At 52.2% G+C, this 23,090-nt stretch carries 20 protein-coding genes; 9 read left to right on the top strand and 11 right to left on the bottom strand.

The window, feature by feature from the left end:
• The first annotated feature begins 308 nt into the window (after positions 1-308).
• The 3 genes from BD749_RS14940 to BD749_RS14930 all read left to right on the top strand — a co-directional run bounded on the left by BD749_RS14940 (position 309) and on the right by BD749_RS14930 (position 4,454).
• On the top strand, positions 309-908 hold the full coding sequence (locus tag BD749_RS14940) for an acetyltransferase (protein ID WP_101445829.1): 600 nt from the start codon (positions 309-311) through the stop codon (positions 906-908).
• Positions 909-1,043: 135 nt separating this feature from the next.
• Entirely contained in the window at positions 1,044-2,177 is a 1,134-nt protein-coding gene (locus BD749_RS14935) for a DegT/DnrJ/EryC1/StrS family aminotransferase (protein ID WP_101445827.1), read from the top strand.
• Positions 2,178-2,522: 345 nt separating this feature from the next.
• The gene (locus BD749_RS14930; RefSeq protein WP_101445825.1) at positions 2,523-4,454 is read left to right on the top strand and encodes a polysaccharide biosynthesis protein; all 1,932 of its coding nucleotides are present in this window, start codon (positions 2,523-2,525) and stop codon (positions 4,452-4,454) included.
• A gap of 117 nt (positions 4,455-4,571) precedes the next feature.
• On the opposite strand, the gene BD749_RS14925 is transcribed toward BD749_RS14930, so the two are convergent.
• The 4 genes from BD749_RS14925 to BD749_RS14910 form a co-directional block, all read right to left on the bottom strand.
• Complete coding sequence (locus tag BD749_RS14925; protein WP_101445823.1) at positions 4,572-4,937, bottom strand: endonuclease domain-containing protein; 366 nt, start codon at positions 4,935-4,937, stop codon at positions 4,572-4,574.
• 231 nt (positions 4,938-5,168) lie between these two features.
• The gene (gene fahA, locus BD749_RS14920) at positions 5,169-6,440 is read right to left on the bottom strand and encodes a fumarylacetoacetase (RefSeq protein ID WP_180336422.1); all 1,272 of its coding nucleotides are present in this window, start codon (positions 6,438-6,440) and stop codon (positions 5,169-5,171) included.
• A 135-nt stretch (positions 6,441-6,575) separates the two neighbouring features.
• Positions 6,576-6,842, bottom strand: a complete 267-nt coding sequence (locus BD749_RS14915) for a NifU family protein (RefSeq protein WP_101445821.1) — start codon at positions 6,840-6,842, stop codon at positions 6,576-6,578.
• Positions 6,843-6,847: 5 nt separating this feature from the next.
• Entirely contained in the window at positions 6,848-7,951 is a 1,104-nt protein-coding gene (locus BD749_RS14910) for an Mrp/NBP35 family ATP-binding protein (protein WP_101445819.1), read from the bottom strand.
• Positions 7,952-8,275: 324 nt separating this feature from the next.
• Here BD749_RS14910 and BD749_RS14905 point away from each other — a divergent pair, with 324 nt between their 5' ends.
• The 4 genes from BD749_RS14905 to BD749_RS14890 all read left to right on the top strand — a co-directional run bounded on the left by BD749_RS14905 (position 8,276) and on the right by BD749_RS14890 (position 13,091).
• A complete protein-coding gene (locus tag BD749_RS14905; protein ID WP_101446647.1) occupies positions 8,276-8,815 on the top strand; it encodes a transposase in 540 nt (179 codons plus the stop codon).
• 79 nt (positions 8,816-8,894) lie between these two features.
• On the top strand, positions 8,895-10,823 hold the full coding sequence (dnaG, locus tag BD749_RS14900; protein ID WP_101445817.1) for a DNA primase: 1,929 nt from the start codon (positions 8,895-8,897) through the stop codon (positions 10,821-10,823).
• A gap of 140 nt (positions 10,824-10,963) precedes the next feature.
• Complete coding sequence (locus BD749_RS14895; RefSeq protein WP_101445815.1) at positions 10,964-12,205, top strand: bifunctional 3,4-dihydroxy-2-butanone-4-phosphate synthase/GTP cyclohydrolase II; 1,242 nt, start codon at positions 10,964-10,966, stop codon at positions 12,203-12,205.
• 214 nt (positions 12,206-12,419) lie between these two features.
• Positions 12,420-13,091, top strand: a complete 672-nt coding sequence (locus tag BD749_RS14890; protein WP_143741269.1) for a hypothetical protein — start codon at positions 12,420-12,422, stop codon at positions 13,089-13,091.
• A gap of 11 nt (positions 13,092-13,102) precedes the next feature.
• Here BD749_RS14890 and BD749_RS14885 read toward each other — a convergent pair whose 3' ends face one another.
• From BD749_RS14885 to BD749_RS14875, 3 genes are all read right to left on the bottom strand, one after another.
• Entirely contained in the window at positions 13,103-13,873 is a 771-nt protein-coding gene (locus BD749_RS14885; protein ID WP_101445807.1) for an ABC transporter permease, read from the bottom strand.
• Positions 13,874-13,880: 7 nt separating this feature from the next.
• Entirely contained in the window at positions 13,881-14,771 is an 891-nt protein-coding gene (locus BD749_RS14880) for an ABC transporter ATP-binding protein (RefSeq protein ID WP_101445803.1), read from the bottom strand.
• 124 nt (positions 14,772-14,895) lie between these two features.
• Positions 14,896-15,648, bottom strand: coding sequence for a DUF2490 domain-containing protein (locus BD749_RS14875; RefSeq protein ID WP_180336421.1), 753 nt, complete (start codon positions 15,646-15,648; stop codon positions 14,896-14,898).
• 123 nt (positions 15,649-15,771) lie between these two features.
• Between BD749_RS14875 and BD749_RS14870 the strand changes: the two genes are divergently transcribed.
• Positions 15,772-16,320, top strand: coding sequence for a DUF3267 domain-containing protein (locus tag BD749_RS14870; protein ID WP_245869260.1), 549 nt, complete (start codon positions 15,772-15,774; stop codon positions 16,318-16,320).
• Positions 16,321-16,512: 192 nt separating this feature from the next.
• The gene (locus BD749_RS14865) at positions 16,513-17,712 is read left to right on the top strand and encodes a dipeptidase (RefSeq protein WP_101445791.1); all 1,200 of its coding nucleotides are present in this window, start codon (positions 16,513-16,515) and stop codon (positions 17,710-17,712) included.
• 537 nt (positions 17,713-18,249) lie between these two features.
• Here BD749_RS14865 and BD749_RS14860 read toward each other — a convergent pair.
• From BD749_RS14860 to BD749_RS14845, 4 genes are all read right to left on the bottom strand, one after another.
• Positions 18,250-19,731, bottom strand: coding sequence for a PQQ-dependent sugar dehydrogenase (locus BD749_RS14860; protein ID WP_101445788.1), 1,482 nt, complete (start codon positions 19,729-19,731; stop codon positions 18,250-18,252).
• 136 nt (positions 19,732-19,867) lie between these two features.
• On the bottom strand, positions 19,868-21,619 hold the full coding sequence (locus BD749_RS14855; RefSeq protein ID WP_101445785.1) for a M14 family metallopeptidase: 1,752 nt from the start codon (positions 21,617-21,619) through the stop codon (positions 19,868-19,870).
• A 250-nt stretch (positions 21,620-21,869) separates the two neighbouring features.
• Complete coding sequence (locus BD749_RS14850) at positions 21,870-22,316, bottom strand: DoxX family protein (RefSeq protein WP_101445782.1); 447 nt, start codon at positions 22,314-22,316, stop codon at positions 21,870-21,872.
• A 40-nt stretch (positions 22,317-22,356) separates the two neighbouring features.
• Complete coding sequence (locus tag BD749_RS14845) at positions 22,357-22,992, bottom strand: mechanosensitive ion channel protein MscS (protein WP_101445778.1); 636 nt, start codon at positions 22,990-22,992, stop codon at positions 22,357-22,359.
• Positions 22,993-23,090: the final 98 nt, after the last annotated feature.

Genomic DNA, 23,090 nt, shown 5'->3' with positions numbered 1-23,090 from the left:
GGGATAGTTTTCGCAGAACTTAACGGCCCTGTCCTTTAAAAGGGGACACACGCAAGTGTAAATTCCCCTCTGATTCAAGTTCAATGAATTGGGACCGATGATGAGACTATACAGAGCTTTTGCTCCTTACTTAGTAGGCGCAGAAATTCCCCTCCTCGGAGGGGCAGGGGTGGGTTAATCATGCACTAGAATCCTGCAAATCCTTGGGGTAGGGGCCCTATGTACAGATTCAGACAGTTTTCTTATTACATCCTCAAAGACAATCTGAGAATTCTTACCTTTACACTTTCACTACCAACAAAGAAACCATGTACCTGTACGGCGCGAGCGGACATGCGAAAGTGATCATCGACATCCTGCGGGATAATGCTATACCTGTGCTGGGAGCCTTTGATAAGAACCCTGCTTTAAAAGAAGTGGGCGGTATACCTGTGCTGGGTGCTGAAATAGAAGAAGAACCGGAGCAACCGGTGATCATCAGCATTGGTGATAATGCCATCCGCTACCGGGTAGCTGAAAAGCTGGAAGTAACTTTTGGCAGAGCCATTCATTCCACTGCCATTATCTCACCATCCGCGACCATTGCTGAGGGAACCGTAGTGATGCAGGGGGCTATCGTACAAGCTGATGCTGTTATAGGAAGGCATGCCATCATCAACACGGGAGCCAGCATCGACCACGATTGCAGAATAGGCGACTTTGCCCATATCTCGCCGGGAGCAGTGCTTAGCGGGAATGTGCAGGTAGGAGAAGGGACGCACATTGGAGCCGGAGCCGTCGTGATTCCGAACCTGAAGATAGGGAAGTGGTGCAAAATAGGAGCTGGAGCTGTCGTGATTCGCGATATACCGGATGGAGTAACCGCTGTGGGCAATCCGGCCCGCATCATCAAAGTACATGAACTGTAGCTCGACAGGTAGAAGGGTGGCTTGCAGCACGATTGCTCCAGGTAATTGCTAAACCTCAAGTCTATTGTCCTTTGTCAAAAAACTCTTTTGTCTATAAAAAACTTTGTCTAAAATTCTTTTGTCCAAATAATCACTATGAATACAAAGATCTGGCTCTCTTCCCCACATATGGGAACAAGCGAGTTTAAAAATGTAAAAGAGGCTTTTGATACGAACTGGATCGCGCCGCTTGGTCCGCATGTAGATGGCTTTGAGCGTGACCTGGCTGATTTCCTGGGAGAAGGGGTGCATGTGGCGGCGCTGAGCTCAGGTACGGCAGCCTTGCATTTAGCGTTGATCATGCTGGGGGTGCAGGCTGGTGATGAGGTGATCTGCCAGAGCATGACCTTCTCTGCTTCTGCCAACCCCATCGCTTACCAGGGCGCTATACCTGTGTTTGTAGACAGCGAGGACCGCACCTGGAACATGTCGCCGGACTTGTTGGAAACAGCCATAGAAGACCGCATCAGCAAAGGGAAGAAGCCAAAGGCGATCATTGTGGTGCACCTGTATGGTATGCCTGCGGAGATGGACCGCATCATGGCCATCGCCGATCGCTATGCTATACCTGTGGTGGAAGATGCTGCTGAGGCGCTGGGTTCTTCTTTTAAGGGGCAGAAGCTGGGAACCTTCGGGGCCATGAGCATCTTGTCCTTCAATGGCAACAAGATCATCACTACATCAGGCGGCGGGGCGCTGGTATCAAACAGCGAGGCTTTTATCAAACAGGCCCGTTTCCTGGCGACACAAGCCCGTGATGCAGCACCGCATTACCAGCATTCGCACATCGGGTATAACTACCGCATGAGCAACGTGTGCGCTGCCATCGGCCGTGGGCAAATGGAAGTGTTGCCGGATCGGGTGCAGCAGCGCCGGTTCAACTATAGTTTCTATCAAGAACAACTGGCTGCTACACCTGCTATTCAATTTGCCGGGGAGCCAAACAGCGACTACTACTCCAACCGCTGGCTCAGCACGATATTGGTAAACGACAGCCAGGGCGTGAGTCGGGAGGATATCCGCCTGGCCCTTGAGAAGGAAAATATCGAGTCGCGCCCGCTCTGGAAACCCATGCACCTGCAGCCAATATTTGCCGATGCGCCTTTTTATGGCGATGGGACCAGCGAGCGCCTTTTTGACCAGGGCTTGTGCCTCCCTTCCGGTTCCAATATGACGGACGAGGAACGGGCGCGTGTCATTACCTGTATCAAGGCCTGCTTTAGTTTATAAAGGCAAAAACTTTACTTGTGAAAAGCCATCTTTGCTTTGTAGAACATGCATAGCAAAGATGGCTTTTCACGTATAGGGAACTACCTGTGTCGGTTGAGGAACAGGAACTTGAAAGCTGTAGTATCAGTTTTTTTTTGTAATTTTGACGCCATCTGTACCTTAAAAAAAGCGAAAGATGTAATTATGCTTGTGAAACAACGTTAAGGTTTAGTTAAGGGGTGGACTGATTTATACATCCCGTAGTGAAAAGGAACTTCTGAGTGTATTGTGCAGGTAGTAAATTAAATTATAACGAAGCTCCAACGAATACCGTAATCTAAGCTCTTCTCTTCCCGAGACCACCGTATGAAAACATTTTTACAGAACAAGGCTTTACCAAAATGGATCATTCTGATCATCGATCAAATTATCTCCACCTGGTCTTTCGCTTTGTCTTTCTTCATCATCCGCCAGTTTGATTTCGAAACGATCCTGCGCGGCCATTTCTTTGTGTATACAGGTATATACCTGGCCATCTCCGTGATGGTGTTTTACGCTATGCGTATCCATACCGGTCTGATCCGCTATTCCAGCACCGACGACATTTACCGTATTTTCACCGCTGTATTGATCGCCAGCCTGCTTTATGGTGCCATCATCGGGTTCTGGATATCACCGGAGCTTCACATCGACTCCGTAAATATCTACGTCGTATTGCTGGTCAACTTCTTTATCAGCTCCTCTGTGCTGATCATGATGCGATTGGGTGCCAAAGCCTTGTTCTACTACATCAAGCGCGGCAGCAGCGGCGATAAAGAAACAGTGCTGATCTATGGTGCCGATAGCTTTGCCATACTGGTGAAGCAGGCGCTGGAAGTGAGCAATGCCGGTCGCCTGACCATTGCTGGTTTCGTGGACGACAATCCGAACAAGATCGACAAGCACATTCAGCAGAAGCGGGTATACCATATCAACGACATTGAGAAACTGCAGCGGAAACTGCACATCGACAAACTGGTGATTTTGAGCGAGGACCTGAAATCGGATGCCCGCAAGAATGCCATTGAAACCTGTGTGGAGCTCGGCATTAAAGTCGTGACGGTTCCGCCAACAGAGCAGTGGATGTCGGGACAGCTGCGCATGAACCAGATTCAGGATCTGCGCATCGAGGACCTGCTGCAGCGTCCGCCTATCGTAATCGAGAACGACAAGATCTCGGCTGACCTGGCCGGTAAGCGTATTCTGATTACAGGAGGAGCTGGCTCTATTGGTTCAGAGATCGTGCGCCAGGTGTTGTCTTACAAGCCAGAGATGGTGATCATCTGCGACCAGGCTGAGTCGCCGCTGCATGACCTGCAGCTGGAAATGGAAGAAGCTTTTCCGGAGGCTAACCTGAGACTTTGCATCGCCGACATTCAGAACTTCAACCGCATGTATGCCCTGTTCAAGGAGTATAACCCACAGATGGTATACCATGCCGCCGCCTACAAGCACGTGCCGATGATGGAGAGCAATCCATCCGAGGCGATCCTGACAAACGTGCTAGGTACCAAAAACCTGGCAGACCTTTCGATGACCTTCGATGTGGAGAAGTTTGTGATGATCTCTACGGACAAGGCTGTGAACCCGACCAATATCATGGGGGCATCCAAGCGTATTGCGGAGATCTACATCCAGTCGCTCAACAACATCAGCGCCCAGCCAAAGCTACAGGATAATGTGCAGGGTACAGCCCTGCAGCAGACCCGCTTCATTACAACGCGCTTTGGCAATGTACTGGGTTCTAATGGCTCGGTTATCCCACGTTTCCGCTCGCAGATTGAGAAGGGTGGCCCGATTACTGTAACGCACCCGGATATCACCCGCTACTTTATGACCATACCGGAAGCGGTGCAACTGGTGCTCGAGGCGGGTACAATGGGCAAAGGCGGTGAGATCTTTATCTTCGACATGGGGCAGCCGGTGAAGATCGTGGACCTGGCCCGCAAAATGATCAAGCTGGCCGGCCTGACTTCCAGCGACATTGAGATCGTGTTCTCGGGTTTGCGCCCGGGTGAGAAACTTTACGAAGAGCTTCTGAACCAGGAAGAACTTACCATCCCTACACACCACGAAAAGATCAAAGTATCAAAAGTGCGGGAGTATACCTACAACAAGGTACTCGCCAGCATCAACGAGTTGTTGAACCTTAACAAGGAAGGCGACGAGCTGGATACCGTGAAGCAAATGAAAAAGATCGTTCCGGAGTTCAAAAGCAAAAACTCCAGGTTCGAGGAATTGGACTCGATGGTGCAGTAACACCTCTTTAGATAGTATCAAACAGCAGAAGGCCCAGATGCAATCCGGGCCTTCTGCTGTTTGATGGTTTTAGGCTTCAGTGAGAAAGTCCCCCTTTGAAGGGGGCAGGGGGATGACCTACTTCTGCTGATCCTCAATAAAGGCCTCAATCACACGATGAACATTAGGCAAATTCTTCAACACCTCTTCATCATGAAAGCGAAGTACAGAGTAACCTAGCTCATTTAATACCATATCTCGCTCTTCATCCTCCTTCGCTTTAAAGTTATGAGAATAGCCGTCAACCTCAATGATCAGCTTTAATTCTTTGCACATAAAGTCAGCAATATATTTTCCTACTGGTCGCTGTCTTAAAAAGGTATAGCCGGTTTTGCTTTTGCTCAATACTTCACACCACAGCCTAACCTCTGCCTTTGTAGATTCCTTGCGGAGTGCTTTGGCAAGTGGCTTCAGCTGGTGGTTGTAGTGGTTATTGTGTGGCATGGTCTACGTCTCTAAAAATGTGTCATCCCCCTGCCCCCTTCAAAGGGGGACTTTCGCAGATCTAATACTCCCTTATAATGTAATTGACATAAAGTAGGCCATTAATGATACGATGAAGAGTAGACCTCCCAAATAGCATTACCCAGAAAGTCCCCCTTTGAAGGGGGCAGGGGAATGAAAGTTACTCCCGAAAAACTCCCCCTCCTGTTTTTAGGAGGGGGCAGGGGGAGGTTACAACGCCGGCAGTACCTTGCTCCTTACTTCCCCAAAACCAACTCTTATGCCATTTCGCTCTGCAAAGCCGCGCATGATCACGGTGTCGTAGTCGTTGATGAACTTGCGTTCGGTGCCGTCGGTGAGTTGGATGGGCTGGGTGCCGCGCCAGGTGAGCTCGAGCATGGAGCCGAAGGAGGTCTTGTCGGGGCCGCTGATGGTGCCGGAGGCGTACATGTCGCCTACCTGTATGTTGCAGCCGTTGCTGCTCTGGTGGGCGAGCTGCTGGTTCATGTTCCAGTACATGTACTTAAAGTTAGAGCGGCAAATGCTGTTCTCCTTCCCGTCTTCCGGCTTCAGAAGCACTTCCAGGTTGATGTCGTAGTTGTGATCGCCATGGAACTCCAGGTAGGGGAGTGGCTTGGGGTCCTGCACGGGTCCCTTTACTCTGAAAGGCTCAAGGGCATCCAGCGTTACCACCCAGGGTGAAATGGAAGAGGCAAAGCTCTTAGCCAGGAATGGCCCCAGGGGCACATACTCCCAGGTCTGCATGTCGCGGGCCGACCAGTCGTTAAAGAGCACGAGGCCGAAGATAAAGTCATCGGCTTCATCGGGGCTGATCATATCGCCCAGTTTGGTTTCGCGGCCCGTGATAAAGGCTACCTCCAGTTCGAAATCAAGCAGACGCGATGGACCAAAGGTTGGCGTATCGGCATCGGGCGCTTTGGTTTGTCCGTTCGGGCGGCGAATGTCGGTGCCAGACACGATGATGGATGATGCGCGACCATGGTAACCAATGGGAATGTGTTTCCAGTTAGGCAACAAGGCGTTTTTCGGATCGCGGAACATGGTGCCCACGTTTGTGGCATGCTCGATGCTGGAATAGAAGTCTGTATAATTACCCACTTTTACAGGCATCAGCATCCGGGCGGCGCTTTGTTTGATGAGACACTCCTGCATCAGCCTGCTGTTGCCGCTGATCTCATCGTTGTCGTTGCGCAATAGCTCCGACACGCGATTGCGTACAGCCCGCCATACCGGTTTGCCGAGCGCAATGAAATCGTTCAGGTAGGGACGGTGGAAAACCGTTGGGTCAATGTCGAGCAACTCGAACAGGTTATACTGCGCCACTGCATAAAGGTCGAGCACATACTCCCCGATGGCCACCCCAACACGTGGGTCTTTGGTGGCTGTCTCAAAAATGCCAAATGGGAGGTTTTGTATCGGGAAGTCGCTTTCAGGTGCTATTTCGATCCAGGAATGCAGGGAAGGGTCGTTCGCTTTTATCATAGTGCAAGAGAATCTGGGTTGTTAGACAAAGATAGAGATTTTGGAGGGTATGGGAAATAAAAAAGCAGGTGCCGACATCTCAGCACCTGCTTTAATTCTATTGCCTATTATGAGAGAGTCTTCTCTCTACATGACTTAGGCCAGTGGCGTTATATTCACAGCCTCTACTGCTCTGATCTCGGGTACCGCTTTCAGAACTGATTGCTCCACACCTGCTTTGAGTGTCATGGTAGACATGGGGCAAGTGCCACAGGCACCGAGTAGTTCCAGCTTCAGCGTCATGTCGTCGGTTACCTCCAGCACCTTTACGTTGCCGCCGTCAGCTTCCAGGTAAGGCCTGATCTGGTCGAGGGCACTCTCGATGCGAAGTAAAAAATCGTTGTCAACGTTTATAGTAGCCATCTGTCCTAGCTTTTAATTTCTACAGGTTGTGTTTTGGCCAAAGTTGCATTGCGAACAGACACCTGCTGGGCAACAGCCTGGGCCAACTCTCTGAAAACACCGGAAGCCGGAGAATCGTTCTGTAAAGCCACCGGAGTTCCTTCGTCGCCACACTCGCGTATACCTTGCACCAGCGGTACTTGCCCCAATACCGGCACATCAAACTTCCTGGCCAGGTTCTGGCCGCCTTCCTTGCCAAAGATGAAATATTTGTTCTCCGGAAGTTCAGCAGGTGTAAAATAAGCCATGTTCTCGACTACGCCCAATACCGGTACATTGATCTGAGGCTGACGGAACATCTGCAAACCTTTCTGCGCGTCGGCAATGGCTACTTTCTGTGGTGTTGTCACAATCACAGCGCCTGTTACAGGCAGCACCTGCACCATGGTCAGGTGGATATCGGATGTTCCCGGAGGAAGGTCGAGCAGCAGATAATCCAGTTCACCCCACTCCACGTCGCTGATGAACTGCTTCAGGGCAGAGCTTGCCATAGGGCCACGCCAGATCACGGCATGATCAGGGGGAGTCAGGAAACCGATCGACATCAGCTTGACACCGTATTTCTCAACCGGGATGATGTAGTTCTTGCCGTGGTCGCCCTGCACCATGCTCGGACGCTGGTCTTCTACACCAAACATGGTAGGTATAGAGGGACCGAAAATATCTGCGTCGATCAGGCCTACTCTGGCGCCGGACTGCGCTAGGGCGATTGCCAGGTTGCTGGTAACCGTAGACTTGCCCACGCCACCTTTACCGGAAGCGATCGCAATGATGTTTTTCACGCCTGTCAGTACTTCGCTGTTGCCGGCACGTCCTGAGGTTACACGTGAAGTCATGTTAACGGTCACGTCTGCCTCCTTGTCTACCATGGTATGGATAGCGCGGATACAGGCGTTACGGATCAGGTCTTTGAGGGGGCAGGCTGGTGTCGTCAGGATCACGGTGAAGCTCACGTTCTTGCCATCCACCTGCACATCCTCCACCATGTTGAGTGTCACCAGGTCCTTGCCCAGGTCTGGTTCCTCTACATAGCTGAGGGCTTTGAGTATATCTTCTTTTGTAATTGCCATAGTATTATTGCTTTTGTAAAGCCTTACAAAGATACAAACAAAAAAACTTTAAACATGATTTAGGCGAGGGGAATGTGTGGAGGCGATGTGTGATTGGGATATTTCAATTTTTATGAAAATCCTCTGTAGGGACAGGTCGCGACCTGGCCGGGCAATGGCTATGCCATGAAACAATTACGGCTGATCCGACAGGATCAGCCGATGTATGCTAATATATGATCCAGTCCGTGCATGTTTACCTATGCACGATTGCCGGTGCACGATTGGACAGGTCGCGACCTGTCCCTACAGGGGGAAACTCGCATTATGCCGTATATGTTTTGTATGAGACGATCGGACCGAAAACAGAACAGGTTAAATGGCTACGATTACAGCCGGGATGCTTTATACTTCGTCACTTCTTGTGTAAAAGATAAATCATGTGTTTTTGGTAAAGTGGTTGATTCTGAAATGCATTTGAATAGCTACGGATTTATAGCCGAGCAGCAATGGTACTGGCTGCAGGAGCAATATCCGTATGTGATTTCGCATGCATTTGTTGTGATGCCAAATCATGTGCATGGGATACTTGAAATTGACAATAGCCTCGTAGGGACAGGTCGCGACCTGTCCACGCTAGAACTGTCTAATGAAACTGATGTCTTTCCCATTTCAGCACAGAAAATAAAATCGCTGTCCGAAATAATTGGAGCCTATAAAACCACATCTTCCAAACTAATTCGTACTACTGGGCTTACTGGTTTTGAATGGCAACGCTCTTTTCATGATCATATCATTCGCAGTGACAAATCTTATGGAAAGATAAAGGATTATATCCTAAGTAATCCAGAGAGATGGGCGGATGATGTATTTTTCGAGAGGTAAATCCTGAAAATCTTTTAATCCTGAAAATCCTGATTCTGACAATAAACTTTAACTTTGTCATCCCACAACCCGCATACCCATGTCCCTGATCCCAAAAGAAGTAGTTGACCAGATTTTAGCCCAGGCCGATATCGTGGAGGTGGTGGGCGATTTTGTGTCGCTCAAGAAAAAGGGGCAGAACATGTGGGCAAACTGCCCTTTCCACCACGAAAAGTCACCGTCTTTCTCGGTTTCGCCGGCCAAGGGCATTTACAAGTGCTTTGGCTGCGGCAAGGCGGGCAACTCCGTGCAGTTTATCATGGATGTGGAAGGCACCAGCTTTCCGGAGGCGCTCAAGTACCTGGCTAAGAAGTATGGCATTGAGGTGCCGGAAGACCAGCCAAACCCCGAGTACGCCAGGGAACAGAGCGAGCGCGACAGCCTCTACATCGTTTCCGACTTCGCCAACAAACACTACCAGCAACTGCTCCACCAGCACGAAGAAGGAGGTATAGGGCAATCGTACCTGAAAGAGCGCGGGCTCAGCAACAGCACCATCAAAAAATTTGAGCTCGGGTATAGCCTCGATGCCTGGTCTGACCTGACGGATGCCGCTTTGAAGGCCGGGTATAAGCAGAAGTACCTGGAGGAAACCGGGCTTACCATTGTAAAGGAGGACGGCAAAAAGTACGACCGCTTCCGTGGGCGCGTCATGTTCCCGATCCACAATATTTCGGGTCGCGTAATTGGCTTTGGAGCCCGTACGCTCAAGAACAACGACAAGAAGAGCCCGAAGTACCTGAACTCCCCCGAATCGGAGATCTACCACAAGAGCAATGTGCTCTACGGCATGTACCAGGCCCGCCAGGCCATCCGGATGCAGGACAACTGCTACATGGTGGAAGGCTATCTGGACGTACTGTCGCTGCACCAGGGAGGGATAGAGAACGTGGTGGCCTCATCAGGAACCTCGCTCACCGAAGGGCAGATCAAGCTCATTGCCCGCTATACCCAGAACATCACGGTGCTGTACGATGGCGATGCGGCAGGTATAAAGGCCTCGCTGCGAGGTATAGACCTGATCCTGGAGAATGGCTTGAACGTGAACGTGGTCACTTTCCCGGCAGGGGAAGACCCTGATTCTTATATCCACAAGGTAGGCGACGAGCAATTCAAAACCTACGTGGCCGACCACGCACAGGATTTTATCTCGTTCAAGACCAGCCTGTACGCCGAAGAGGCAAAGGGCAACCCGGTGAAGAAGGCCGAGGCGATCCGCGAGATCGTGACCTCTATCTCCAAAATTCCGGACCCGATCAAGCGCTCGGTTTTCTTCCAGAGCTGCAGCCTTATTTTCGATATCGATGAGCAGTTGCTGATATCGGAATATAACAAGATGCACCTGCAGGATCGCCAGCAAAAGCAGCAGCGCTCGGGTAGTCCGGAGGACCTGGCAGAAGCGGAGGCTTACGAAGCAGAGCAGCAGGAAACCCAAAAACCTGCCACCGAAGCCGACAGCCTCAAGCGCTACGAGCGTGAAATCGTGCGTATGCTGCTTAACTACCCGGATAAGGTGCTTGTGGACGGGCAGAACACCTGCCAGTACATGCTGGAACAGCTGGAGGATGTGGATTTCCGGACACCGCTGTATGCCCGCCTGATCGAGCTGGTGAAAGAGAAACTGCAGCAGGGTATTATACCTGCGGCGGATGATTTCGTTAACTACCCGGACCAGGAAATACGTACCGAAGCCACCAACCTGCTTTCAGACCCCTACGAACTTTCCCACAACTGGGAGACCCACCAGATCTACGTGCCACATGAGTCCGATCTGCTGCCCTACGGAGCCGAGCGTGCCGTGCTGCGCCTGAAGTGGCGCAACGTGCAGCTGCTCATGAAATCCGAAATGGAGAAGCTCCGGCTCGTGACGGACCCAACCGAGCAGGACCGCGTGCTTCAGATCATCTTCCAGCTCAAATCCTTCGAAAAGCAGATCGGCGATTTGTTAGGGATAGTGGTGAACAAGTAGGACGGAATACTTCCCCTCGAGATTGTGTTATGAAATAAGAAGGCAATGCGGTATAAACTTTTTACCTTTGCAGCGCATTTCATAGTATAGACAATCACCTTGCTGATTACCACAGGTATAGCAGGTATACGGATTAACACATGGAAACTAATTCACTAGAGCCAATCAAGCTCGATTCAATAGAAGACGCGATCGAGGACATCCGCCAGGGTAAGATCATTATTGTGGTGGACGATGACGACCGCGAAAACGAAGGCGACTTCATCTGTGCCGCCGAAATGGTGACACCGGAGATCATCAACTTTATGGCCACACACGGCAGAGGCCTTATCTGTGCGCCGCTCACAGAGGAGCGCTGCGAGGAGCTCGGCCTTGAACTGATGGTGGGCCGCAACACGGCGCTGCACGCTACGCCATTTACGGTGTCGGTTGACCTGATCGGGCATGGCTGCACCACCGGCATCTCGGCCTCTGACCGTGCCAAAACCATTCAGGCGCTGGTAGATCCTAAAACAGACCCGAATGCACTAGGCAAACCAGGCCACATCTTCCCGCTCAAAGCTAAGAAAGAAGGCGTGTTGCGCCGTCCGGGCCACACAGAGGCAGCCGTTGACCTGGCGCGCCTGGCAGGACTTGCTCCGGCTGGTGTGCTGATCGAGATCATGAACGAAGACGGTACGATGGCCCGTTTGCCGGACCTGGTGAAAGTGGCTGAACGTTTCAACCTGAAGCTGATCTCGATCAAGGACCTGGTGGAGTACCGCCTAAAGAAGGAAAGCCTGATTGACCGTGAGATAGCCGTAGAGCTTCCGACGGACTTCGGGAATTTTGACCTGTATGCCTTCACACAGCGCAGCAACGGTGCCAAGCACCTGGCTTTGGTGAAAGGAGAGTGGAAAGAAGACGAGCCGGTGCTGGTGCGTGTGCACTCATCCTGCGTAACAGGCGATATCTTTGGCTCTTGCCGCTGCGACTGCGGCCCACAGCTGCACGAAGCCATGCGCATGGTAGAACGTGAGGGCAAGGGCGTGATCGTGTACATGAACCAGGAAGGACGCGGCATTGGCCTGATCAACAAACTGAAAGCCTATAAACTGCAGGAGCAGGGCCGCGACACCGTGGAAGCCAACCTGGAGCTGGGCTTTGGAATGGACGACCGCGACTACGGTGTAGGTGCGCAGATTCTGCGCGACCTCGGCGTTACCAAAATGCGTCTGATCACCAACAACCCGAAAAAGCGCGTTGGTCTGATCGGTTATGGCCTTGAAGTAGTGGAGAATCTGCCGATCGAGATCGCGCCGAACCCACATAACCAAAATTACCTGACTACAAAACGCGACAAGCTGGGCCACGAGATCCTGAAAAATACGGTTGTGCGCTAAGCTGCCTGCATTTACATTATAACATTTAGCCCGTGCCATTCTGGTACGGGCTTTTTTTGTACTCCAATTTTAATGACGCTGACTAAAATAATCCTGCGCTACATACCTGTTTACATGATATTACGTTAAAAAATTTGTATGTAAACTTTTGTATAACAATGTGTTAAGTGGGGTGTTATAAGTTGGGTTATTGACAAGATTTAATTTAAGGCAGATGAGAAGACTTAGAACCGAATATTTGTTTTTTACGCTATTTGTGACTCTTGCCTGTGGCAGCATGCAGGGGTGGGCGCAGGCCCCGCAAGGGTTCGATACCGAGCGTTGGCTCTACGGGAAAGTTGTACTGGTCACCGGCGACAGTTTGGAAGGGGCTGTGATCTATCATCCTGCCGAGGATGTTGTGCAAATAGCATCAGAAGACGGTATTGTTAGTTCTTTTTCTGCTGTAAACGTCAGCCATTTTATGATCAGCGGGGTGTACAAGGGCAAGCCCCAGCTGTTTCGGTCCCTGCCCTGGAACAGGGGCAGCCTCGAGAGCGATTTTCGGGTGCCGGTCTTTTTTGAGCAGATCAACCAGGGAGAGCTCGTGCTGATGAAGCGCTATGTGGGCCTGACGACGGCAAAAGGAGACCAACAGCCTGCAAGCGCCTCGCTACAGGCAGTATACTTCCCGCATTTCGCTACCGAGGGCGATGGACTGCAGGAGGTGCTCTATATGTTGCTGCCCGACGGCGAGATCGTGCAGTTGCGCAAAAACAAAAAAGATCTGCTAAAGCTGTGCGGCGTACATACCGGTAAGGTAAAGCAGTTTGCTAAGGCCAGGAAGCTCGACTACAAGAAATCGCAGGACCTGCTCAGTATCGTAGACTATTACAACACGCTTTAGAGCCAGCGCCCTTACAGGTCGCGGAGGCGTACCAGCAGGATGGAGCCAAACACCAGCAGCGCAATATATACAAGTGCTGGCAGCACAGCCCAGCCCGGGCTAAGCGCCATGGTGGGGCTGGTGAGCCCGTCAATCAGCTCCTGCCCTGGCGTAGGGGTGAGGCTCCCGAATACTTTCATGGGCATAAACCGGTCGATGCGGTCATCCATTTGGTAGTGTATGATCGGCTCCACTATTTTGGACCAGGCCAGGAAAGCAATGATGGCCAATCCGCTTTTACGGATCAGGAAGGCAAAGAACATGGCCAGGCACATGTAGCCAACAGCCTGCACGAAAAAGTAAGAGAGGTAATCGATCTTGCTGAAAATGGCTTCTATGCTGGTATTAGTGCTGTAAATCAAGCCAAAAAGCAATCCCATCGCCAACAGAAAAACGGTGCCGGCTGCAGCCAGGCCCAACGTTACGTAAAATTTGGCCAGCACCGCCTCGGCACGCGAACGCCCGTCGATCACTTGCTGGCGGAGCGTACGGAAACTGTATTCGTCCGTGATCAGCACAATGAGCAGTATACCCAGCAGCAGGTTGAAAAAGTAGGCGATATAGGAGAAGCGCATCCAGATATTGGGGAAATCATACAGCGACTTCCCCAGCGACTGCCCGCTCACCATCAGGTTACTGCTGAAATAGATCAGCAGTACCTGTAGCAGTACGTAAATGGCCATGATGGTCCAGAAAGTCGGATAGTGGATGATCTTTCTGAGCTCGGTTCTGATCAGGTTCATGCGGGGCTTATTTTTGGGTGATTTCAAGGAACTGTGCCTCCAGACTTTTGCGGCGCACCAGAATTTGGGAGAGCACAATACCCTGCGCAAACATGTCGCGGTTGAGGTCGGTGCTGGTGTAGCCTTCTGAAAGCGTGAGGCTGATGTAGCTCTTCTCCTGCGCAAACTGCACAACATAGGGCAGTCGCTCCAACAACTGCAACACGGGGGGCAGCTCTTCGGCACTGATCAGCAACTGGTCTTTGGCGGAGAGAATGTTTCCCACCGGGCCATTGGCCTTGAGTTTGCCTGATTGCAGCACCGCTACATGTGTGCATACCTTCTCCACTTCATCCAGGAGGTGACTGGCCAGCAGAATGGTTTTGCCCTGTGCAGCGATGCGGGTGATCAGGTCGCGCACCTCGGCTATACCTTGCGGGTCAAGGCCGTTGGTGGGTTCGTCGAGCACCAGTACCTCCGGGTCGTTGAGCATGGCGGCTGCCAGGGCCAGGCGTTGCTTCATGCCCAGCGAAAAGCCCTTGAAAGTAGTATGGCTGCGGGTACCCAGCCCTACCATGTCGAGCATTTTGTTTATGTGCCGGTGGTTTGCCTGCTTGGTATCGGCTACTACCTGCAGGTTGGCTTTGGCCGTGAGGTAAGGGTAAAAGTTGGGTGTTTCGAGCAGGGCGCCTACCCGCAGCTTGGTTTCCTTGCTGATAGACCGTCCGAACCACAGAAAACTGCCGTTGCTTGGCCGGATCACATCCAGCACCATCCCCAGGGTGGTGGTTTTGCCGCTGCCGTTGGGTCCAAGCAAGCCATAAATGCTGCCTGCTTCCACCTCCAGCGATAGCCGGTCGACGGCCTTCAGGCTTCCGTAATTCTTTGAGAGTTCATCCAAGTATAAGACTGTTGCCATAGCGGGGAGTCGTTTAAACAAATATAGCCTTTTTCTGATACTGCTCAAGAAAAGAAAGAAGCCCCAACCAGGTATGGCCTGCATGCTTTTGAGGCAATTTGTAGGTATAGGCTACCTGGCCGGTTTAGTTTTCGCTGAAATTGAGGTTGTAGAAGAGGCTCACCTGCAGGGTATGGTTGTGCTCAAATACGGTGCCGTTGGCGCGCTGCACGATCTGGTTCAGGTAGCCCAGTTCCAATGAGGCGGCATCATTTACCTTGAAGCCCAGGGCGGCATAGGCCCGGTTCTGGTCGAAGATGTTGCGCTGTATGTTGTTGCCAAAGCCAATGAAGATCTCGTTGTACGCCGCCAGGAAAGGTTCGCCGGATTCGATGCTGGGCCCAAAAAGGGGCAGGGTGGCCTTGAGCATGTAGCGAGCCCGGTTCAGGTACGTGGTGGTTTCGGCGCCTGCCGGTCTAATCCAGCGTTGCTCCAGCCGGTAGCGGTGCTGCAGGCCCACGCGCGACAGGCTGTTACGAATCTGCAGCTGCTGGTAGATGCGGTGCTCCGGAAAAGTGCCCGCCGCCGGGAAATCGCCGTATGGGTGCGTTTCGATGTAGCCGTAGCCCAGCGTAAACATAGCCAATGGTGTGAGGTCGTAGTTTATACCGGTGCGCACAAGCAGCTGCTGCGGATCGCTGATGACGTTGTGGCGCCGCCATTGCAGCTCGGTATGCAAGCCCCACCGGCTGTTGAGCTTGTGGTCGCCGAAATACATGTACCAGCCGTTGCTGTTTACATCTTTAACACGTTCGCTTTGTGCCAATGCCGGCGAGCCCAGTCCGGAAACTAGCAGCAAGCCCAACAAAAGTCGGAGGAGTATACCTTTTGAGTTCATGCAAACAAAGTTCATCCTCAAAAAGCTGAAATTCAACTTGAATATTTAGCTCTTTATTGTTATTTAGTCTAAAATTGCCACATGCCGCTGGGAGGAGAAGAATACATTAAAACTGAATTGAGCATGACCGCCGCAGAAGCCAATGTGCGGGCGGTGACCTTTATTGTGCCCATCATGCTCTTATATGGGGTGGCTTACTGGGTAGTGTGGCCCGAACAGTTCTCTACCCAGCATATACGGCAGCTCGCCGAGACCCAGCAGAAACTGCTGCTTTTATCGCCTTTTGTCTTGCTGTTGGTGTTTGTTGTGGGGGCCGCGGTGCATGAGCTGTTGCATGGGCTCACCTGGGCTGCCTTCTGTCGGGATGGTTTCAGATCGATAAAATTTGGTGTGCACTGGAAAATGCTGACACCCTACTGCCATTGCAAAGAAGTGCTTCCGCTCAGGCACTACGCGCTGGGTGGTATGATGCCGGGACTGGTCATGGGACTGCTGCCAGCGCTGGCAGGTATAGCCATGGGCCATTTTCTGCTTTTCCTGTTCGGCCTGTTCTTCAGCATGGCCGCTGCCGGCGACCTGCTGATCCTCTGGATGTTGCGCCATCAGCAAAGCTCCGACCTCGTGCAGGATCACCCCGATAAGATCGGTTGCTATGTGCTGACCAAGGTATAGCTGCCTGGTAGAAAGACTTGCTATGCCACAGTAGTCAACGCTATGCCTGTACATAAGGATTTTTTCCATACCTATACCTGTGCACTTTCCGATCAGTTCTTTCTTCCTGCTATCAGCCGGCCGTGAAGGTCGGGTCAGACTAGGAAAGTTGCGCATTTTCGCTATATTTAAGGTATGGCTAAGCATCACTCTATGAATTTTAGGAAACTACTGGGCGGAGGCGCAACGTTGGCGGCTTTGCTTTTCGGCACACTGCAGGCATCGGCACAGGATTACAGGCAAGTGCACGAAAAGGCAATTGTAGTAGATACTCACAACGATGTGCTGATCTCGGTGCTGGAGGGCCTGCGACTGGAAGACGACCTGCGGGGCAAAACGCACTCTGACCTTGCCCGCTTTAAAGAAGGCGGCGTGGATGTGCAGGTGTTTTCAGTCTGGAGCGACGAAACCTACGGAAAAGGCAAAGGCTTTCAATTCGCCAACTTGCAGATCGACTCCCTTTACGCCATTGTGGGGCGGAACCCCGACAAAATGATGATCGCCCGCACGCCCGCCGACATAGAGCAGGCCGTGGCGCAAAACAAAATAGCGACCATGATCGGGGTAGAAGGCGGACATATGATCGAGGATAACCTGCGGTACCTGGAGGAGCTTCACAAGCGAGGCACCATCTACATGACCCTGACCTGGAACAACTCAACTTCCTGGGCCACATCGGCTATGGATGAGACAAGCGGCAAACTACCCAAAAAAAGAAAACCCGGGCTCACCAAGCTAGGCAAGCAGGTGGTCCGGAAAATGAACGAGCTGGGGATGCTGGTTGACCTGAGCCACGTAGGAGAGCGTACTTTCTGGGATGCCATGGCCACCACCACCAAACCGGTTCTGATCTCGCACAGCTGTGTGCACCACTTCAATCCGCATTTCCGCAACCTGAAAGACGACCAGATCAAAGCGATCGCCAAAAATGGCGGCGTAATCCACCTCAACTTCTTCTCTGGTTTCCTCGATCCAGACTATGACAAACGCATGAACGCCTTCCGGACCAACCACAAAGACGAGGTAGACGCACTGCGCAAGGAGGGCAAAAACTCAATTGAAATCTACGACTGGGCGAAAGCAAACTACCCGGAAGAGGCTGCCCAACTGCGTCCCCCGCTTTCTCTGCTCCTCGATCACTTAGATCATATCGTAAAGTTGGTTGGTGTGGACCACGTAGGCCTCGGCTCTGACTTCGACGGTATTACCTCCACCCCCCAACAACTCGACAGCGTAGCCGATATGCCTGTTATCACCCGCGAGTTGCTAGCCAGAGGGTATAGCGAAGCAGACGTTAAAAAAATCCTGGGGGAAAACTTCCTACGCGTGCTCCGCGCGAACGTGGGTTCTTAAGCCACTCAAGGTATAGCAAAAAAGGTCAGGCTCTCATTTAGGAGAGCCTGACCTTTTTTGTTGTCTGAATAAGGATTTTCAGGATTAGAGAGGGCCCCTACCCCCACGGATTAACAGGATTTCGTGCACGATTGACACACCCCTGCCCCTCCTTGTCCAAGGAGGGGAGCCAGTAACTGCCATACCGAGGTATAGGCGTTGTAGCTAACGGGAATTGTACACTCCTGACAAAACGCAGGCAGGTATAGCAAGGCTAACTTGCCCCTCCAACTATGCAACAGACAGCAGTGCCAGGTGCACAACCGACGATTTTGTGTTTGAGCGGTCAGCGAGTTCAAAATCGTCTTGATTTTTTTGCTTACTGGGGGTAGGGGCCCTCTTTCTTTTCATCAAAGAAAAAAGTGAGGCCCGCCCGGCCAGGGCAAGCTACAAAGCAACGCAGGCTAGGTATGGCCACACTATTAGCTTTACCTATACCTGAGGCAGAGCTCCACAATAGCAGACACCAGCACGGACGCGCCATGAAACCGCTATACCTTACTCTACAGGTACAACCCTGTAAATAGTCCCCGGACTCTCCACCGCTACATAGATATACCCATCAGGCCCCATCTTCACATCCCGCACACGACCGATATTCTTCAGGAGCTTCTCCTCGCTCACGATCTTATCACCATCCATCTTGAGTTTGCTCAGGAATTGGAAGCGCAGCGATCCCACCAGCAGGTCACCTTCCCAGCCTTTGTAGCGGTTGCCCGTCACGAAGGCCATACCGGAAGGGGCGATAGAGGGTACCCAGTACCAGAGCGGTTGTTCCATACCTTCTTTTTTGGTCAGCTCCGTCAGCACAGTGCCGTTGTAGTTGATGCCGTAGGAAATGACAGGCCAGCCATAATTCTTACCGCGTTCAGCGATGTTTACTTCATCACCACCGCGCGGGCCGTGCTCGTTTGTCCAGATAGCGCCGGAGCGTGGGTGGATGGTCATGCCCTGGAGGTTGCGGTTACCAATAGTCCAGATAGAGCCAATGGCTCCTTTTTCGTTTGCGAAAGGGTTATCGGCAGGTATCGTGCCGTCGTCTTTGATGCGGTGCACTTTGCCCGGCGCTCTTTCGATGGTCTGGGCATTCTCGTGGTGCTGGCCGCGGTCGCCTACCGATACATACAGCAGACCGTCGCGACCAAACTCGAGGCGGGAGCCGTAGTGGTGGCGGGTGCGGGCCCAGGGCTGTGCCTCGAAGATTACTTTCTGATCCGTGAGCTTATTGCCCTCCAGTTTGGCGCGCATCACAGCCGTGGTCGAAAGCGTTTGGTCTCCTTCTTTCCTAAAAGCGGAGTAGGAGAGGTAGATCAGGTTGTTTCTGGCGAAATCAGGGTGCAGTTCTACATCCAGCAGGCCACCTTGGCCTTGTGCCAACACCTCCGGAGCGCCGGCAATTTTCTGCAAAGACCGGCTATCCTTCGGCAGACGGTAAAAAGCCCCGTTCCGGTCAGTGATCAGCATATCGCCGTTTGGCAGGAAAGCCATGCCCCAAGGTACTTCCATACCTGTAGCAACGGTATCGAGGCGGTAGCTGAGCGACTCGGAGGTATAAACGGAAGCAGCTTTGGTCTCTTCGCTGAAGTCATACTGCTTTACGTTCTGTATACCTTCCTGTATGTAGGCTACCAGCGCTGTGATCTCCTGGTCGTTAAAGGTCTGCTCAAAGGCAGGCATCCCTTCCTCCGGGTAGCCGTGCTTAATGGCGGCAAACAGGTTTTCAGCCGTATTGCCATGCTTCCACTTCCGGTCGGTGAAGGCCTCCATCTGCTCGCCATGGCAGCCGGAGCAGTAGCTGGCGTAGTTGGTGCGGGCTTTCTCCAACTGAGCCTCGCTGAGCGCCACTTCCTGCATGGAATTTTGAGCAACGGGTGATGTTTTTGCATCTGTTGAGCTGGCACTGTTGCCGGAACTGGTGCAGCTGTTGAGGGTGATCAGAGTTAAGCCCAGGAGAGGGAGCAGGTGATTTGTCTTTAACATAGTTTGTGCGTTTCAATCTTCGGGCTGTACGTGGATCGCAAGCTGGTGTATACAAATATATGATTTCTTCGCTATACCTTAAAACTGCGAAAGCCACCCGATGAAGGTGGCCTTCGCAATGATAGACTAATTTTTTTTACAGTGGCAGTTTCACATCCTGCATCAGTCGGCCGACCGGGTACATCTGGTGCGTCGGCTCGTAGTGCGGGGAGTTGCGGTACACAAAGTCCAGCTGGGCGCGGGCGCTCTTGGCGAACTCCGGATCTTTTTTCTTTCGCTCTTCCAACTGCTTGCGCAGGTCCGGGTTCTTTTGGAGAATCTCAGCGGCCAGGTCTTCAAATACATAGCTCGAGAAGTACTCTTTCTGCATCAGGATGCCGTCGAAGAAGTTCCAGTTGAAGTAGGAGTCCACGGCTTGCGGCTCCAGGGCCTCTACCAGAAAGCGGTTGGCCTCCTGATTCAGGTATACCACGTAGTCGCCTTTCAGAAACTGGCGCGGCATGGTGCGCGTCTCCACTTGCGTGCCGTAGTGCAGGTAGTGGCCCTCGTACGGACGCTGCCCGGTTTTGTAGTCGGTGATGTAGTAAGTGTCGAGGGTAAGGGTGGTGTCGCGCTTGAGTTGGCGCATTTCCACTTTGTTCAGCTTCAGGCGGTCAATCACCTCGCGCCAGGCCTGCGGAATAATATAGGCCACCGGCTTCTCTACCGTTACGGTTGGGGTGAAGGTGTTGTAGTAGTTGATGTTAGTGGAATAAGGGGCTTTGCGGTCGTAGTAGAGGCGCTCGAGTCCGCTCACTTCGCTCGGCTTGTACTTGGCGGCATAGCCCAGGAAAGGGATCTTCTCCACTTTGGTGGTATCCAGCTGCCAGTCCAGCGCGAAGGTTTTCTGCGTTAGCGTTTCCTGTTTGGCTTTGGCGCGGAGCTGGCCTATCTCTTTGGCATCGCGGCTCACGGTGCTGATCATGTGCTCCATCAGCTTGTAAGTCGACTGCACCCGCTGGTCGAAGGGCTTGAGCATGTGCGTTTCCGGCACAAAGCCTATGGTATTGTACAGCGCCGTGTAGCCTGTGGCATAACGTGGCGACTCCATAAAGCCAATGATGCCTTTCTCAGGCGTCTCACCAATGGTATTCATGTAGGGCACCATCGGGAATTTGTCTTTTTTCATTCCCTCATAAAGCGCCGGCAGCATTTTGCCCTGCAGGTAACCGGCCAGCGTCGGGTTGAGTTTGTTGTGCTGCGTGGCGATCAGCGTCATCACGTGCTGGTAATCGGCGCCGTTGGAGGTATGGTTGTCCATGAACACATCCGGGTCCCAATCGCGGTAGATGAGGTGGAAGGTCTGGGCGTTTTTAGAATCCGTCTTAAGGTAGTCGCGGTTCAGGTCGAGGTTGCGGGCATTGCCCCGGAAGCCGTAGCTCTCCGGACCATTCTGGTTGGTGCGGGTATGGCTGTTGCGGTTCAGGGCGCCTCCGATGTTGTAAACAGGTATAATGGCGAGCACCACATTATCGAGCTGCTTGCGTTTGTTTTTGTCCTGCAGGTAGTCGCGGGCCAGCAGCATGGTCGCGTCTATACCTTCCGGCTCTCCGGGGTGGATGCCGTTCTGGATCAGCAGCACGCGCTTGTCTTTCTGTTTAACCGATTTCGGATCAAAATCCTTATCGGTGGAGATGATGACCAGGTGCAGCAGTCGGCCGGAATCGGTGTAGCCGTAAGGCACCATTTTCACCTCGTCGTAGGCGGCATCGAGCTTGCGGTACCAGTCGATGGCTTCGTCGTAGGTGGCAGTCTGGTTCTTGTTGCCTTTCTCGTAGGGCGTTTTGAGGTCGGTTTTGTCAGGTGTTCCGGTGGCCAGCAGCGTGGCCAAGAGCAGGGTGGTTAGCATGTATGGTGTTTACAATTGGTCTTGCAAAGCAATGTTAACCATTTATGCTCAGAAATGGAATTAGAAAAGTGTGAGGACTTCCATTTTATGGATACAGGGTATAGCGGAGACTTTGGTCAGGTATAGGTATAGAGGAAAAGGTTTATCTCTGTGTTCAGAGGGTGCAGGGGGTATTTTAAAGCAGTTAGTTACCAGACGCTACTATGAACGCCTATGGGCTTTTGCCAACATACTCCATCGTTTGAAAAAGCTATACCTGAAAAGTCTTGCGGTGTTTGTTTGTCGGAAACAAGGCTTTGTCCAGGCTATACCTGCCCGGGCCGATAAAGTAAAGCGCAAAGAAAAGGATAGCTGCTTCCAAGGCATGAGAATAGCCCCCGAAACCGTCGCCGGCCGCCACGTGGCGCCACGTGGCCACCACCATGGTGATAACGAGCAGGATAATGGTAGGCCGGAAGAAAAGTCCCAGCACCAGCAGGGCACCGCCCACTGTTTCGGCGAATGCCGCCATAAAGCCCCAGAACTCCGGCATAAAGTCTATCCCCAGCAGCTGCATGTTCGCCCCGATCTTGGCCCAGCGCTCGGGCCCGCCGACCATTTTAGGCCAGCCATGCAGAATGAACATAATGCCGATGCCGATGCGAAGCAGCAGTAGACCGGTGTTTTTATAGCTGTAGCGGGTGCGGAGTAATGACATGAGAGCAATAATACGCAATCCGCGGAAATATCACAAAAATCTAATATATTAAAATGCCGCGCACCAGGGTATTGGCCGGTACCTGTTCTGGCTTTAGTTTGTGCAGGATATTCTGATCTAACTGGCTGGTGTCCAGTATAAAGGATAGGCCCGCCTGTTCGCTCACTGCCACAAAACCCGCCTCGCCCATACTCGTGTAGGAGATGGGAAAGTGCTGTGCCACTTCACTGTATTTCGATCCGAGTCCTATACCTTGTGCTGTTTTGTAATGAGGGTCGCGGATGCTGATGCGCCATACCTGGCAGTCGGGTTCGCAGTTTTGCTCCACCAGTATACCTGGTGCGCGCTCCGTGGTGCTGACCACATACGCCGTGTAGGGCTGGCCCTCGAGTTGCAGCGTGGTGTCTCGTATCTGCAGGCCTGGCATTGCCTGGCTGCGCAGTTCTGCTATGGGCATTCCGATGCGCACCAGTCCGGCCCGGCCCCGGGCGATCACCAGGTTTGCAGGGTCTGCCGCAGGGGAGCTCGTTTCAGGATCGGCAGTTGTTGTCGTTAGGTCGCCATCGTCGGGTAGCGTGTCTGTGGCAGTGGCCGTCTGATCGGTGTTGTCGCGGTCGGAAAGGCAAGCTGCCATGCCCACCCCCAACAAGACGGCGTAAAAGAGTTTCTTCAGCATAAGGTGAGGCAATGGATCGTTATATTCATTCTAACCCTGTTATGACAGTCCGGGTTGTCGTATATTAGCACGAAAACGTAAAACGTTTATTTAGTCAT

The sequence above is a fragment of the Pontibacter ramchanderi genome, from assembly GCF_002846395.1.
Taxonomy (GTDB): Bacteria; Bacteroidota; Bacteroidia; order Cytophagales; family Hymenobacteraceae; genus Pontibacter; species Pontibacter ramchanderi.
The sequence above is the reverse complement of the archived record's forward strand: the minus strand, read 5'-3'. Positions and strand labels throughout refer to the sequence as shown.

Excerpts from the sequence above, each read along its gene's own strand:
- fahA (WP_180336422.1), bottom strand. The coding sequence starts at position 6,440 with ATGATAAAAGCGAACGACCCTTCCCTGCATTCCTGGATCGAAATAGCA.
- BD749_RS14865 (WP_101445791.1), top strand. The coding sequence starts at position 16,513 with ATGAATTTTAGGAAACTACTGGGCGGAGGCGCAACGTTGGCGGCTTTG.
- BD749_RS14935 (WP_101445827.1), top strand. The coding sequence starts at position 1,044 with ATGAATACAAAGATCTGGCTCTCTTCCCCACATATGGGAACAAGCGAG.
- BD749_RS14880 (WP_101445803.1), bottom strand. The coding sequence starts at position 14,771 with ATGGCAACAGTCTTATACTTGGATGAACTCTCAAAGAATTACGGAAGC.
- BD749_RS14875 (WP_180336421.1), bottom strand. The coding sequence starts at position 15,648 with ATGAACTCAAAAGGTATACTCCTCCGACTTTTGTTGGGCTTGCTGCTA.
- BD749_RS14860 (WP_101445788.1), bottom strand. The coding sequence starts at position 19,731 with ATGTTAAAGACAAATCACCTGCTCCCTCTCCTGGGCTTAACTCTGATC.
- BD749_RS14925 (WP_101445823.1), bottom strand. The coding sequence starts at position 4,937 with ATGCCACACAATAACCACTACAACCACCAGCTGAAGCCACTTGCCAAA.
- BD749_RS14845 (WP_101445778.1), bottom strand. The coding sequence starts at position 22,992 with ATGCTGAAGAAACTCTTTTACGCCGTCTTGTTGGGGGTGGGCATGGCA.
- BD749_RS14850 (WP_101445782.1), bottom strand. The coding sequence starts at position 22,316 with ATGTCATTACTCCGCACCCGCTACAGCTATAAAAACACCGGTCTACTG.
- BD749_RS14895 (WP_101445815.1), top strand. The coding sequence starts at position 10,964 with ATGGAAACTAATTCACTAGAGCCAATCAAGCTCGATTCAATAGAAGAC.
- BD749_RS14885 (WP_101445807.1), bottom strand. The coding sequence starts at position 13,873 with ATGAACCTGATCAGAACCGAGCTCAGAAAGATCATCCACTATCCGACT.
- BD749_RS14910 (WP_101445819.1), bottom strand. The coding sequence starts at position 7,951 with ATGGCAATTACAAAAGAAGATATACTCAAAGCCCTCAGCTATGTAGAG.
- BD749_RS14915 (WP_101445821.1), bottom strand. The coding sequence starts at position 6,842 with ATGGCTACTATAAACGTTGACAACGATTTTTTACTTCGCATCGAGAGT.
- dnaG (WP_101445817.1), top strand. The coding sequence starts at position 8,895 with ATGTCCCTGATCCCAAAAGAAGTAGTTGACCAGATTTTAGCCCAGGCC.
- BD749_RS14940 (WP_101445829.1), top strand. The coding sequence starts at position 309 with ATGTACCTGTACGGCGCGAGCGGACATGCGAAAGTGATCATCGACATC.
- BD749_RS14855 (WP_101445785.1), bottom strand. The coding sequence starts at position 21,619 with ATGCTAACCACCCTGCTCTTGGCCACGCTGCTGGCCACCGGAACACCT.
- BD749_RS14905 (WP_101446647.1), top strand. The coding sequence starts at position 8,276 with ATGAGACGATCGGACCGAAAACAGAACAGGTTAAATGGCTACGATTAC.
- BD749_RS14930 (WP_101445825.1), top strand. The coding sequence starts at position 2,523 with ATGAAAACATTTTTACAGAACAAGGCTTTACCAAAATGGATCATTCTG.
- BD749_RS14890 (WP_143741269.1), top strand. The coding sequence starts at position 12,420 with ATGAGAAGACTTAGAACCGAATATTTGTTTTTTACGCTATTTGTGACT.
- BD749_RS14870 (WP_245869260.1), top strand. The coding sequence starts at position 15,772 with ATGACCGCCGCAGAAGCCAATGTGCGGGCGGTGACCTTTATTGTGCCC.